The 13,905-nt window shown below is 60.3% G+C and carries 11 protein-coding genes and 1 pseudogene; 6 read left to right on the forward strand and 6 right to left on the reverse strand.

What is annotated here, in order from left to right:
* Positions 1–546 precede the first annotated feature (546 nt).
* Entirely contained in the window at positions 547–2,418 is a 1,872-nt protein-coding gene (locus ACS5Q1_RS15785; protein ID WP_473099107.1) for a calcium-binding protein, read from the forward strand.
* A gap of 159 nt (positions 2,419–2,577) precedes the next feature.
* Here the strand turns inward: ACS5Q1_RS15785 and ACS5Q1_RS15790 are convergent, their stop codons facing one another.
* Positions 2,578–4,338, reverse strand: coding sequence for an adenylate/guanylate cyclase domain-containing protein (locus ACS5Q1_RS15790; protein WP_473099108.1), 1,761 nt, complete (start codon positions 4,336–4,338; stop codon positions 2,578–2,580).
* Positions 4,339–4,517: 179 nt separating this feature from the next.
* On the opposite strand from ACS5Q1_RS15790, the gene ACS5Q1_RS15795 reads away from it, so the two are divergent.
* Positions 4,518–5,666 carry a glycerophosphodiester phosphodiesterase gene (locus ACS5Q1_RS15795; protein WP_473099109.1) on the forward strand — a complete coding sequence of 383 codons (1,149 nt, stop codon included), beginning with the start codon at positions 4,518–4,520 and terminating at the stop codon, positions 5,664–5,666.
* Positions 5,667–5,793: 127 nt separating this feature from the next.
* Here ACS5Q1_RS15795 and ACS5Q1_RS15800 read toward each other — a convergent pair whose 3' ends face one another.
* Positions 5,794–6,051 (reverse strand): hypothetical protein, encoded by a 258-nt coding sequence (locus tag ACS5Q1_RS15800; protein ID WP_473099110.1) that lies wholly within the window; start codon positions 6,049–6,051, stop codon positions 5,794–5,796.
* A 276-nt stretch (positions 6,052–6,327) separates the two neighbouring features.
* Between ACS5Q1_RS15800 and ACS5Q1_RS15805 the strand changes: the two genes are divergently transcribed.
* On the forward strand, positions 6,328–6,594 hold the full coding sequence (locus tag ACS5Q1_RS15805) for a hypothetical protein (RefSeq protein WP_473099111.1): 267 nt from the start codon (positions 6,328–6,330) through the stop codon (positions 6,592–6,594).
* 226 nt (positions 6,595–6,820) lie between these two features.
* Here ACS5Q1_RS15805 and ACS5Q1_RS15810 read toward each other — a convergent pair whose 3' ends face one another.
* Together ACS5Q1_RS15810 and ACS5Q1_RS15815 are read right to left on the reverse strand one after the other, a co-directional pair.
* Complete coding sequence (locus tag ACS5Q1_RS15810) at positions 6,821–7,213, reverse strand: hypothetical protein (protein WP_473099112.1); 393 nt, start codon at positions 7,211–7,213, stop codon at positions 6,821–6,823.
* A 147-nt stretch (positions 7,214–7,360) separates the two neighbouring features.
* A complete protein-coding gene (locus tag ACS5Q1_RS15815) occupies positions 7,361–7,900 on the reverse strand; it encodes a hypothetical protein (protein ID WP_473099113.1) in 540 nt (179 codons plus the stop codon).
* 433 nt (positions 7,901–8,333) lie between these two features.
* Between ACS5Q1_RS15815 and ACS5Q1_RS15820 the strand changes: the two are divergent.
* From ACS5Q1_RS15820 to ACS5Q1_RS15830, 3 genes and pseudogenes are all read left to right on the forward strand, one after another.
* Positions 8,334–8,603: pseudogene (locus ACS5Q1_RS15820) on the forward strand (CAP domain-containing protein); the annotation flags it as partial.
* Positions 8,577–9,104, forward strand: a complete 528-nt coding sequence (locus ACS5Q1_RS15825; protein WP_473099155.1) for a M10 family metallopeptidase C-terminal domain-containing protein — start codon at positions 8,577–8,579, stop codon at positions 9,102–9,104. The pseudogene ACS5Q1_RS15820 and the gene ACS5Q1_RS15825, both read left to right, overlap by 27 nt.
* A 198-nt stretch (positions 9,105–9,302) precedes the next feature.
* A complete protein-coding gene (locus ACS5Q1_RS15830) occupies positions 9,303–10,457 on the forward strand; it encodes a ceramide glucosyltransferase (protein WP_473099114.1) in 1,155 nt (384 codons plus the stop codon).
* A gap of 124 nt (positions 10,458–10,581) precedes the next feature.
* Here the strand turns inward: ACS5Q1_RS15830 and pepT are convergent, their stop codons facing one another.
* Positions 10,582–11,817, reverse strand: a complete 1,236-nt coding sequence (pepT, locus tag ACS5Q1_RS15835; RefSeq protein WP_473099115.1) for a peptidase T — start codon at positions 11,815–11,817, stop codon at positions 10,582–10,584.
* A gap of 143 nt (positions 11,818–11,960) precedes the next feature.
* Positions 11,961–13,772 (reverse strand): calcium-binding protein, encoded by a 1,812-nt coding sequence (locus tag ACS5Q1_RS15840; RefSeq protein WP_473099116.1) that lies wholly within the window; start codon positions 13,770–13,772, stop codon positions 11,961–11,963.
* Positions 13,773–13,905: the final 133 nt, after the last annotated feature.

Raw genomic sequence — 13,905 nt, forward strand, 5'->3', positions numbered from 1 at the left:
GTTATCCGCTTCGATACCGATCATCGGATGGACAGATGTCGCTGCCCTGAACGCCCCCACGAGAGGTATGGGCAATCCTAAGCACCGCAACGTGTCAGCAAAGCTTGTAAGGATGCGACGGCTCGTCCGCTCTCACAGAGCGCTTCGGGAGGATGCGGTAGCCTGCATCCTCTGGTTCGATTAATCGCGGCTGGAACCGTGTCGCCGAGGCGGTGCGCTCATGAAATGTGCTCGCTTTGGCACTTAATGAACTTTTCCTCTCGTTATGTGTTCATGAAGTCAGCGATTTGTACTCACATACAATACCGAGAAGACCGCTCTTGTTTATGAGGCATAATAACTACAAAGAATTACATGATCTTCAAGAGGAAACAGGAATCAACTCACAGAAAAACTTAAACAAAGCCATATTCATTCAATATATACTCATTGGAAGGAATGACAGCCAGCTACTGTAACCTGCATACCGCAAAAGATGTACCACAGAAGGTGTAGTGAAGCCCTATATCCCCATAAGCGAAAGCTCTCCGTAACTGGGAGGATCGAATGGCACTCATATTTGGCAGTGGACGTCGCGATACTCTGATTGGCACCATTGGAGCTGATCGAATCTTTGGGAGAGGTGGCAACGACCGCCTGCTCGGACTGGGCGGCAATGACTCCTTGGATGGCGGCAGCGGCAATGATCGCCTGTTCGGCGGCAACGGCAATGATCGATTGTTCGGCCGCAGCGGCAACGACACCCTCGAGGGCGGAAACGGCAACGATCGACTGTTCGGCGACAACGGCAATGACCGTCTGTTCGGCAACAACGGCAATGACACCCTCGACGGTGGCAACGGTAACGACCGTCTGTTCGGAGGCAGCGGCCGCGACCGCCTGTCGGGAGGCCGAGGCAACGACTCTCTCGATGGCGGCAGCGGCAATGACCGCCTGTCCGGCGGGCAAGGCAACGACACTCTGCTGGGGGGCAGCGGCAATGACACGCTGGACGGCGGCAGCGGCAACGACGTGCTTCGGGGCGGTACCGGCAATGACGTCGCGTTTGGCGGAGACGGCGACGACAGCTTCAGATGGGACCCCGGCGACGGGGACGACACCTTCGACGGCGGGGCCGGCACGGACACTCTGATCTTCAACGGTTCGGATGCCGACGAGCGGATGACGATCACGACCCTTGCCAATGGCGGCTTCCAGTTCTTCCGCAATGTCGGCGATATCACCGTCGACACCACCAATGTGGAGCGGGTCGACGTCAATGCCCTCGGCGGCAACGACACCATCGACGGTTCCGCTCAGACCAATGCCGCCGTCGTGCTGGACATCAGCGGCGGCGCCGGCAACGATTCTCTGGAAGGTGGTGCCGGCAATGACATTCTGGACGGCGGCGACGGCAATGACACGATGCTCGGCAATACCGGCAATGACGTTGCATCCGGCGGCCTTGGCGACGACAGTTTCCAATGGGATCCCGGCGACGGCGACGACACTTTCGATGGCGGGGCCGGCACGGACACGCTGATCTTCAACGGCTCAGACGCTGCTGAGCTTATGACGATCACGACGCAGGGCAATGGCGGCTTCCAATTCTTCCGTGATGTCGGCAGCATCACGGTCGATACCACCAACGTTGAGCGCGTTGATGTGGACGGATTGGGCGGCGACGACACAATCGATGGCTCTGCCCAGACGAATGCCAGTGTTGTTCTGGAAATCAGCGGTGGCGCCGGAAACGACAGCCTCACGGGTGGCGCGGGTAATGATTCCATCATCGGCAACACCGGTAACGATACCGCCCTCGGCGGAGATGGCGACGACAGTTTCACCTGGAACCCTGGAGACGGCAACGACACCTTTGATGGCGGTGCGGGCACCGACACTCTGATCTTCAACGGTTCGGACGCCGCCGAGGTCATGACAATCGCCGACCTCGCCGGCGGATTCCGGTTCACGCGTGATGTCGGCAACATCATCGTCGACACCACCAATGGAGAACGCGTCGACGTCGACGGGTTGGGCGGTAACGACTCCATCGACGGTTCGGCTCAGACGAACATCGCCGTAGCGCTAGAGATCACAGGCGGATCCGGGAACGACACTCTGACAGGTGGTGCGGGTAACGATTCCATATCTGGCGATGCGGATAATGACACTGTGGATGGCGGCGCTGGGAACGACACTCTGACAGGTGGTCTCGGCGGCGACACATTCGTCTTCGGTGGCGCGACTGCGAACGGTGTGACGGAGACGGACCTCATTATCGGCTACAGCGAAGCCGAGTTGGATGTGATCGATGCAGACGTGCTCAGTAACCAGGTTGTCAACGGCAATCTCCAACTGACTCTTGCCGGCGGCGACAATGACATTGTGGTGGTCCAAGGCATCACCAATATCAATGACGTGACGTTCGTTCTCTGACGTTCGTGCGAGGTTCGCACTTCTCGGAAGGCAAAGCCGCCACCAGGAATCCTGGTGGCGGCTTCAGGCCCAATCGGCCGGAGCTTTTTTGGGTCCGCTGCTCTAGGCCGTTGAGGTGCTCGTCGCGCACCCATCGGCTTGGTGCCTGCATCATCAAGCTCATTCCGGTAGTCCAGCCCGTCGTAGACCCTCACACAGGCGATTGATTGCCTCCGGACTGAATGGAGGAGCAGCTCTCACTGCTGTCACCGTCAGGCCGGGATACGTCGTGAGAAGCCTTTGGACGCACGCTTTGGCCTCATCCTGTCTGCCATCCAGTGCATATGATGCAGCGAGGAACCTGTTGATCCAGGACGCTTTGGGATGAGCAAGATAGGCTCTCTCCAGCCATTGGACTGCTTCCGCGTAGCGCCCGGCCACGAAATGCGCATCCCCAATCCCAGCATAGGAGTTGAAGACCATAGGATCGAAGGGACTTAGTCGGATTGCTCTCTGGAAGTGATCGATTCCGGTTTCAGGATCATCGCGGAATGTGCGTAGCCATCCGCTGCGGTTCCAGGCCCAAGCCGAGTTCGGATCAAGTGCCAGGGCCTTGTCCAGCAGCAGCAGCGCGGCCTCAAACTCGCGGGAGATCGCGTGGGCGGCTCCGAGCACAGTCAGCACGAACGGATCGTCTGAATCCAAGTCTGCGGCTGCCCGGGCTTTCTCCAATGCATCACGTCTGTCATTCTCCGGGTGGGTTGACCAGTTATAGATGGCCCGCTGTCCGCTGCACCAGGAGGCAAGGGACAGAGCGAGAGCATAGGCGGGATCGAGCTTCAGCGCTTCGTTGAGCAACCTGCTCGCAACCTCATTAGACGCCGCGTCCAGGGACCAGACGTGGGGCAGAGCCTGCATGACCAGATCATAAGCATTCAGGCTATCCGGCCGCTTGCGACGCGAGCGTTCGATCTCAGCTGCTCGGATCGAGGGCTGGATCGCCCCGATCACACATGCCGTGATGCGGTCCTGAAGGTCGAAAATATCGTCGACTGCGCCATCGTAACGGTCCGCCCAAAGGTGAACCCCGGTTGTTGCGTCGATCAACTGCGCTGTGATGCGCACCTTGTCACGACTGCGCCTGACGCTGCCTTCAAGAACATAACGGACACCGAGTTCCTGACTGACCTGCTGCACGTTCACAGCCTGTCCTTTGTACGTGAAGGTCGAGTTGCGTGCGATGACGAAGAACGACCGTATGCGCGAGAGGGCTGCAATAATGTCCTCCGAAAGACCTTCGGCCAGAAATTCGCCATCCCGGTTGTCGCTCATGTAATCGAACGGCAGAACGGCTATCGAGGGCCGGTCTGGTAACGCCAAGCTTGCCGGACTTGCTGTCACGCTGTCATCAAAGAGGCTGTAGATCCGAACCGGCTTGGCGATGTTCTTGACGGCCCGCTCGCCTCGGTCCCGGAAGGTGTAAGGCAACTTGTCCCTCACCTCCTCATAAACCTTGGCCGAAATGCAGATGCTGCCCGGTTGGGCCATCTGCTCAAGGCGGGCCGCAATATTAACCCCGTCGCCATAGATATCCCCATCCTCTTCGAAGATGACCTCTCCAAGATTGATCCCGATCCTCAGCTGGAGCGGGCGAGCGGCATTCTCCGCGCCCCCTGATGTAAGGGCTTCCTGCATCTCGACGGCACATTGGACGGACTCGGTTGGGCTGCTGAACTCAACCAGGAAACCATCGCCGGTCGTCTTCACAATTCGCCCGTGATGGTCTGTTGCTCTGGGCTCGATGATCTCCCGGCGCAGGCTCTTAACCTGAGCGAGAGTGCCTTCCTCATCCTCGCCCATGAGCGCCGAGAAGCCTACCACGTCAGCGGCAAGAATCGCTGCCAGACGTCGCTGGACCATTGACTTGCCAGAGCCGCCCATATCCGGGGCCTCCAGTGGAGGACCTGATGGTGCGTCTTTGCGGCCACTTCGTCCAGCGAAGAGATCAACAAATATAACCCTATAACTCCCGCGAGCCGGTCGAAGGGATTGCGCCGACATCGTCATTGAGATGTCATGGCTTCAATGGCAGGTGACCGGTCCAGGAGGAACAGGATCCCATGAAGCATATTGTGATTTTGAGCGCACTCGCCGTATCAATGCCCGCGCTGCTCGGTCCAGCCATGGCCCAAGAGAAGACGCTGACCGGTGAACGAACGATCGTGGTCGCCCACCGTGGCGCCAGCGGCTATCTCCCGGAACACACCCTTGAGGCCTATAAGCTTGCCATCGAGACGGGAGCCGACTTCGTCGAGCCCGACCTCGTGGTGACCAAGGACGGTGTGCTGATCGCCCGTCACGAACCGATGCTGAGCGGCACGACCGATGTTGCCACCCGTCCGGAATTCGCGTCGCGCAAGACCACCAAGAAGGTCGACGGCGTCGACACGACGGATTGGTTCGCCAGCGACTTCACGCTTGCCGAGATCAAGCAACTGCGCGCCAAGCAGGCCATGGCGGACCGCGACCAGTCCAAGAACGGCCAGTTTCAGGTTCCGACCCTTCAGGAGGTGATCGATTTGGTGAAGGCAGAATCGGCGGCGCGCGGGCGCGCCATCGGCATCGCACCCGAGACCAAGCATCCCACCTTCCATGGCGCGCTTGGCCTTCCGATCGAAGACCGCCTCGTAGGTATCCTCAAGGAGGCCGGCTGGTCCGGCAAGGACGCTCCCGTGGTGATCCAGAGCTTCGAGACCGCGAACCTCAAGTATCTCAACACCAGGATCGACGTGCGCCTGGCACAGCTCGTCGACGGAGCCGATGTCGACAAGGACGGCAACATGGTGATGGAGGCTCCTTATGCGCAGCCCTACGATTTCGCGGTGGTCGGCGACAAACGCACCAACAAGGACCTCCTGACGAAGGAAGGTCTGGCCGAGGTGAAGACCTATGCCGACATCGTTGCCCCATGGAAGCCGTACATCCTGGCGAGCAAGCAGGTCGACAAGAACAACGACGGCAAGCCGGACGATCTCAACGGCGATGGGAGGATCGACGAGCGCGACCGCGTGCTCGTGGAGCCGTCGAGCGTGGTCAGGGACGCCCATGCCGCCGGTCTCCAGGTGTTCACCTGGACCTTCCGCAGCGAGCCGAAGCGCCTGACCTCCGACTTCAAGGGCGACCCGGCGGCGGAATACAAAGCCTTCTATGCTCTCGGCGTCGATGGCATCTTCAGCGACTTCACCGATCACGCCGTGAAGGCGCGCTAACACTAAAAACGGCATTCACGAAAGCGCTCCGGCCTCACATGAGCCGGAGCACTTTCGTTCGCGTGCCGTGCCAGACTGAACCTATACGGCTCCCGCCCCGGCACCAGGTGACCGTACGCGGTCGTCCTCAGGCTTTGTCCGCACGGCTCTTCAACGTCCCTTTGAGGAACTCGTAAAACCGACAGGCGGGAAGCACGGCTGCCGCCGACGCCAGCAGGATGAGAACCTTAATTTGAGGCCCATCCAAATCCCGGTAGTCGAGTGGCGTGTTGAGATCCACCTGCAAGGAAGCCGAGCGCTGGGCCAGTGCATCAATCGCGCCTTGCTCGCCGAGGAGGACAGCCACCGTGACCGTCAGAACGGTCAGCGGGAGAATTGCGGCCATGAAGCGATTGTTTCCGGAGAACGAGACCATTCGCCGGACGAGAGTTGACAGGCCTTTTTCCACTGAGATGCCCCGGAGCAGTCGTTGTTTTGGTTATCGGGCCGTTCCCTAGGCCCGGACGGGTACCGCTGGCAAGCGAACGAAGGCGGGCGCGACAATACGCATCGGTCGATACCAATCCGTTATGGTAACCTGGTTAAAAGCGCTCGGTCTCATCTGAGCCGACCATCACAAACGGAATGAGGCCAGGCAGAACCTGGCTCAACAGGGGCACCCATGGAACCAACAGTCCTCGGCGTCTTGAGAAAGGCCTGCGATCTCGTCGGCAGCGGGCAATCGCTCGGGATCATCGAAGCGATCAGCTCTCTCCGAGATCAGACCAGCGGCCGGACACGGGATCTCGCCTATTACGCTGTGCTTGAGACGGCGATGATGGGGCGTGGTGATGCGTCTCTCGCAATGCTTGCCGGCGACGATCAGCCGGAATCCGCAATCGAGCTGCTCCAGGCAACCATCCGGCGCATCATGTCGGGTCTGCACTGACGCCGCCCCGATCTTTTCGGACAGCACAGGAGTCAGGATCACCGGATCGCACGGCGTGTCTCAATCTATTCGGCTCGATCCCAAAAGTGGAAGTCGCTTTTGGGATCGATGCTTAGCGCATCGTACGGAAAAGTGGACCCGGTTTTCCGCAAAGAACGATGCGCTAGCTCAAAGAAGGAGCATCGGATTGGATCCCAAAAGTGGGTCCACTCTTGGGTCCGATGCTCTAGCGCTCCATCGCGCTGCGGGCCGCCCCGAGAGCCCGTTCGCATGAGGTCGCGTCGCCGGCCTGATCCGCCGCACGGGCCTGGGTCAGGGCCGCGAGAACCTGCTCATAGGATGCCCCTTCGCCAAGATTTTCCTCAGCCCGGGCGATGGAGCCCGGAGTCGGCTGACGATGGTCTGTGGCCGCGGTGCTTTCACGCCCCGTCCGCCCAACCCCGGCAGTCGTGTCGATCCGCGCATCGACGGCGGCCTGAAGGCGGTCGATGTCAGCGCTGCAAGGTCCGGCATTGACCGAGGTCGGCGCAAGAACCGTCATTGTCATGAGCATCAGGAAGGAGAAAGGACACGCCATCGGGGCGATTCTGACAATCCGGAGGCGACTTGATTCGATCATGGCATTTGCTCCTCGCACACAAGTGGCCGGCAGTGTGGCTTGTCAGGGTAACCCTTTGAAGCAGGTCTGCTTGATCGTCTCGGACATCTGCAAGACATTTTGGGACAGCTGCCTGGGATCGGGACCAGATCGGCCCGGATGTCCCGCTCAGCAGGCGATCTGCGCTCCTGTCATGTGAACGGGCGTGATGGGCCTGACGTCCCGACCGGCAACGGCGCAGGTGAGGCGTGCCTCGGACCGGCATTGCGGGCCCTTGGGCGGACCGGCTCGCGGGCCGACGGCGAATTGAACCGTCACTTCGCCGGGCGCCGTCTCCAAAAAGCCTTCGACGGAGGACAGCCATGTCTGGGCGACCACGTCTTCCGTTGCGCGGGCTTCGCTCAGGGCATTCTCGACACAAGCTGCGGCGGCATCCTTCGGCAGCAGGGGCTCCAGCACGACGGGCGGTGTAATGGCCGCCGTCGTGTCGACATCGGGCGTTTGCTTCGTCGTGGACACCTGCGGTTCGAAGACCTGCGGATCGCTGCGGAACCCGTTGACGGCCGCGAGCGCCAGAACGGCAAAGACACCGGTTTGGATCGGGATGCGTTTCAGCTTGCTCAGAAGCGGCGCCCGGCTGAAGAGCACGGGTCCGTACAAATGAGCAAAGACGGCAACAAGGGTGAGGAGGATGAGGAAACGCAGCATAATGAATCGTGTCCGCGCGGTATCGTGCGAAATGAACGGTTTGTCCTGGGAACTCCCATATCCTAGCGCAGGATCCCCACCATCGCATGCCGCAAGTCCCGCTTCTCGCTCCTATGGTTAGCAATGTCTTAACGCGCCGCCGGAGATGCGGCTCGCGTTGCTCGCGCGGCGATGGCGGCAGCGCCGGCAATCACATTGTCAACACATTGGCGGGCCATGCGCGGTCATGCATTCCGAACTCTAACAAGACCGATCCATTGCGACGGAATGTAAGCCTAAAACCTTTGTCCAAGGGGCATTTTCAAGAATGACGACACCAACCAATTTAGAAACGCTCTTTTTGCAGCTCATCAACGAAACCCGCGCCAATGCCGGCGTGAAGCCGCTGACATTCGACGGAGAACTTCTGGATTAGTCTGACGCTCACAGCGCCTGGATGGACCAGACTGACACGTTCTCCCACACCGGCGTGAACGGCTCCAGCGCGGGTGCCCGCATGACGTCGGCCGGCTATGGATGGCAGGGCTGGGGCGAGAACATCGCCTATGTGAGCGGCGCAATGACGGAAGCGACCGTTCGCCAGCTGCACACCAATCTGATGAACTCGCCGGGCCATTACGCCAACATCGTCAACGGCTCATTCGAGGAGATCGGAATCGGGCTGAAGGAAGGCATGATCAACGGCTACAAGGTCGTGTTCGTGACGCAGAACTTCGGTACGCCGAATGCGGCGGAGCGGGCCGAGGCGAACGATGTCGGCACCACGACGCCAACCGTTCCGACCACACCCACCGGGCAGACCATCGTCGGCAACAGCTACAACAACACGCTGTATGGCACAGACGGCAACGACATCCTGAACGGGAATGGCGGCCGCGACGTGCTCTGGGGCAAGACTGGCGGCGACAGCTTCGTGTTCGACACGGCATCGGAAGCCAACGGCGATACGATCAGCGACTTTGTCCATGGCACTGACAAGATCAACCTGTCGGGCATCGACGCCAACACCCGCGCATCAGGAAACCAAGCCTTCACCTTCATCGGCTCCGATCGCTTCCACAAGGTGGCGGGCGAACTTCACACCTATCGTCTCGCGGATGGAAACACCTATGTTTCTGGCGACGCGAACGGGGACGGAGCTGCCGACTTCGCCATCAAGGTGCTGGGCAACCACACCTTCGCGAGCGCCGACTTCGTGCTCTAACGCGACTTGGCCCCCGGTTCATCCGGGGGCCGCTCCCGGCGGTGCTTTGCGGATCGAGTTGAAGCAAAACTGACAGAAAACAGTCACACGACTGTCGGGGTGTCTATCTATCGAGCACAGACCTCTATGAGCAGCCGATGCTGGTGGATGCAAACGCAACGGCTGTCTAACTCCACCGAACCAGCGATGCCCATCGGCATGCCCTACAGGAGAGGCTTAGTGACCGAAGCAGCAGCGCTCTTGTGCCTTCTCCTGACCCTCATCAATCTGATCAGCATCACCCTCGCGGCGCTGCGGATCCGAGCTCCATCAAGGCAAGCTCCGCCCGACGAACTGGTCGAGCCTGTGACCATCATTCGGCCCGTTTGCGGTCTGGAGCCCTGCATCGAGCAAACATTGGCGTCAGGCTTCGTCCTGGAATATCCACGCTACGAGCTGATCTTCTGTGTCGCGCACTCAGATGACCCGGTCGTGCCGCTCATTCGCAAGCTGATGGCCAATCACCCTGGGGTCGCCTCTCGTCTTCTCGTCGGCGATGACAGGATCAGCCCCAATCCCAAGCTCAATAATTGCGTCAAAGGATGGGACGCGACACGGTCGGAATGGGTCATTCTCGCCGATTCCAACGTCCTCATGCCGCGGGACTATATCCAGCAGATGCAGATGAACTGGAAGTCCGATACCGGACTTGTCTGCTCGACTCCCATCGGGTCCCAACCCAGAGGCTTCTGGGCCGAGGTCGAGTGTGCCTTCCTGAACAGCCTGCAAGCCCGCTGGCAATATGCCGGCGAGAGTCTCGGTTTTGGATTTGCTCAAGGCAAGAGCATGCTCTGGCGACGCAGCTTTCTCGAGGCTCAAGGCGGCATCCGGATGCTTGCAGCCGAAATCGCGGAAGACGCGGCTGCAACGAAACTCGTTCGTGAGGCGGGTCTGCAGGTTCACCTGGTGCCGGCCCCCTTCGAGCAACCATTAGGAATCCGAACAGCCCGTCAGGTCTGGATTCGCCAGGCTCGCTGGGCAAGGCTGCGGCGGGTCACATTCCCGCTGTTTTTCGCACCTGAGATCCTGATCAGCGGCGTGCTCCCGCTGCTGGCCGGCGCCTATGCGGCGGGAGGCGATGAATTCAGCCTTCTCGCGACTCTCATCGGTGTCGCTGTGCTCTGGTATGGTGTGGAGTTCATGCTGGGACGAAGCAAGGGCTGGCACGTGTCTTGGCGCTACCCTCTGGTCTGCCTCGTCCGGGATTGTCTTATTCCCGCAATCTGGATTTACGCTTGGGTGGGCAAGAACGTGGTCTGGCGCGGAAATGCCATGACCATTCAGGTCAGAAGAGAGATGGTGTTCCAAGAGTAGGTATAATCCTGGCGGAGGCCACAGGCAGAGTTCAGCTCCCACCTCATGGACGACGGTCCCGCCGGTGCATGGAATCACCGGCGGTCAACCCGATAGACGCATCCGATATAGGCAAAGAGCCGCTTTAAGCGCGCTCCTCCCAGACCTTGGCGAGCTCGACGACGGTCTTCACGGCCTTCTCCATGTCCTGACTGCTGACGAATTCCAGCGGCGAATGGAAGGCATGGCCGCCGGCGAAGATGTTGGGGCACGGCAGACCCATGAAGGAGAGGCGCGAACCGTCCGTGCCGCCGCGGATGCTGCCGCGCGCGGGCTCCATGCCGGCGCGCCTGACCGCTTCCACGGCGTTCTCGACGATCTCGGGATTCTTATCGAGCACGACCTTCATGTTGCGGTATTGCTCCTTGACCGTGAAGGTGTAGCTGGAGCCCGGATAGGCCTTCATCACCTCCTTGGTGATGTTTTCCAAAAGCGCTTCCTTGGTCTTGAGCCCCTCTTCCGTGAAGTCGCGGATGATGAAGCTCAAGTTCGCCTTCTCCATTACGCCGGTGACGCCGATCGGATGGATGAAGCCGTCGCGGCCCTTCGTCGTCTCGGGCGCCTTGTCCCTCGGCAGGCGCGCGATGATGTCGCCGGCGATCCGGATGGCGTTTTCCATCTTGCCGTAGGCGAAGCCCGGATGGATCGCGACGCCCTTGATGGCGATCTCCACCGCATCGGCCGAAAACGTCTCGTCCTCGATCGTGCCGGCCGTCTCGCCGTCCAATGTATAGCCGAAATCGGCGCCAAGCTTTTTGAGATCGACCTTGTCGACGCCGCGGCCGATCTCCTCGTCGGTGGTGAAGAGGATGCGGATCGTGCCGTGCTTGATATCCGGGTTGTTGATCAGGAACTCGGCGGCCGCCATGATCTCGGCAATGCCCGCCTTGTCGTCGGCGCCGAGCAACGTGGTGCCGTCCGAGGTGACGATGTCGTGGCCGATCAGGTCCTTCAGCACAGGATGGTCGGAAACCCGGATGACCTGATTGGTGTCGCCCGGCAGCCTGATATCGCCGCCCTGATAGTTTTTGACGATCTGCGGCTTGACGTTCGTGCCGGAGAAATCCGGCGCCGTATCCATATGGGCGCAGATGCAGATGACCGGGACGTTGTTCTTCGGCGTGTTCGATGGAATGGTCGCGTAGACATACCCGTGCTCGTCGAGATGCGCGTCGGAGATACCGATCTCGAGAAGCTCCTCGACCAGCAGGCGCCCGAGGTTCTTCTGCTTCTCGGTGGAAGGCTGGCTCTGGGACTTGGCGTCGGACTGGGTGTCGATGACGACGTAGCGGAGGAAACGGTCGGTAACGCTGGCGGCCATGAGGTATGATCCAATCGCGAAAGGGAGCAATCTTGTAGCGGGGTAAAGCCGTCTCGTGAATGGGCCGCCGACAAATTCTTCCTTTCAAGCGCCCGGATCCCTCACCGCCATGGCCGCATCCCTTGAACCGGCCTTGCGGTCCCTCACGGCATCCAATCGAAATTCTCGGGCGAGAAGGGATCCAGCGAGATATCCGCCATCACGAGGACCGTCGAAAATCCCGCTGTCGAGACCTTGGCCTGGAGCATCGTGTCGCCATCGCTCTCGGTCAGGCGCAGGAGGCCCGCCTCGAATGGATCGCTGCCATTCACATAGTCCGGCAGGTATCGCGTCACGTTCGAGAGGTCGATCACGTCGCCCCCTGCCCCACCCTCCAGATGATTGTTGCCCTCACCGCCCTCGATCAGATCGCTCCCGCCGTGACCACGGAGGATGTCGTCACCGTCGAGACCTTCGAGGAACTCGGGGTCCATTGTCCCATCGAGACTATCCGCCCCCGCCGTTCCTGTGACGGCGCCATGGTTACCGGTCGGATCGTAAGGCGGCACGAAGTTGTCCGGCGCGAGGTCGTCGACGCGGGTGTTCTCCAAGGTGAGGATGAGCTGCAGGCTTGCCTCCGCGCCGTAGTAGGGCGCGATCAGCGCCTTGAGCACCGTGTCCGTGCCGGACTGCTCCAGGACGAGATGCCCGGTGACGAACGGACTGGTGCCCCCGATGTAGCCCGGCAGACCGGAAAGCAAGCCCGAGACGTCCAGGATGTCGCCTCCGGATCCGGTCGCGAAGTCGGTGACCACATCGGCAGGCGAGTTTTGCGGGTACCCGATCAGATAGGTATCGCGGCCTTCGCCACCTGTCAGGCGATCGAGGGACTGGTCAGGGTAGAATTCGTAGCCGCCCCAATCCGCTTGGCTCGAAACATAATGGAAGACGTCGTCTCCCGCTCCGCCGTTGATCGTGTTCGATCCACCTCGCCACTCGTAGAACGTGTCGTTGCCGTCACCGCCGTCGATGGAGTCCGCACCGCCTGCCTTGGGTGCCGGAGACCAGTGGTCGCCGCCCCAGAAGAAAGGGTCACCGTGGATTTCATCGTCGCCGGCACCGCCCAGGATGGTGTCGGCGCCAAGGCCGCCGAACAGCGTGTCGTTGCCCTCGCCACCATCGATCCGATCCGTACCGTCGCTGCCCTGGATGCTGTCATGTCCGCGAAGGCCTGAGAGCACGTCATCACCGAGTGATCCGGTCAACATGTCGCTTTCATCCGTGCCGATGGCGCTCGAGACCTGGCCGAGCGGATGATGTGGAGGATTGAAGTTGTACGCGCTCAGTTGCTCGGGCGCGACGTTCTCCAGCCACACAACGGTGCCATATCCCTGCCCCTTGCCGATCCACTCGAGATTGACCTGTACGAGAGTGTCATTGCCGGAGGCCACAATGCGGACCAGACCGCTGGTGAAGGGTTGGACGGGGTCTAGGAGCCAAGGATACTCGGTGTTGTTGCGCGGATCCACGCGCTCGATGGCAGAGGCGAGATCGAGAATATCTCCGCCGTAGCCGACTTCGAAGTCACGGATGATATCTGGAGTAGTCACCGCCTCGACAAAGTCGTTCAGGCTATATCGATCGGCATCATTGCCGCCGACAATGATGTTCTGCCCCTGCAGATCGATCCTGTCATTTCCGTATCCGCCCAAGATGACGTTGCTTCCGGCACCAGGCGACAGGATGTCATCGCCGTCCCCGCCTACGAGGATGTCGTCCCCGTCGCCACCGTAGAGCCAGTCGTTGCCTGCACCTCCATCGAGGCCATCATTGCCCATGCCGGCATCAAGCCGGTCGTTTCCATCTCGGCCGATGAGCCAATCGTCTCCTGCGCCACTCGTGAGTCGGTCGGCACCCGCACCACCGGAGAGCAGATTGTCGCCATCCGGGTTGTGGTCATCGGAAGGCGCATCCATGATGATCTTGCTCTGAAGCCGATTAGCCGCAGCGGTCTGACTATCGAGAGAGGAAATTGCCGTCGATCGCGAGGTCATAACAGTACCGTTGTCAGATGCATGAAAATGCTGTCATGACCGACAATAACAACGA

The organism is Microvirga sp. GN3, from assembly GCF_055792825.1.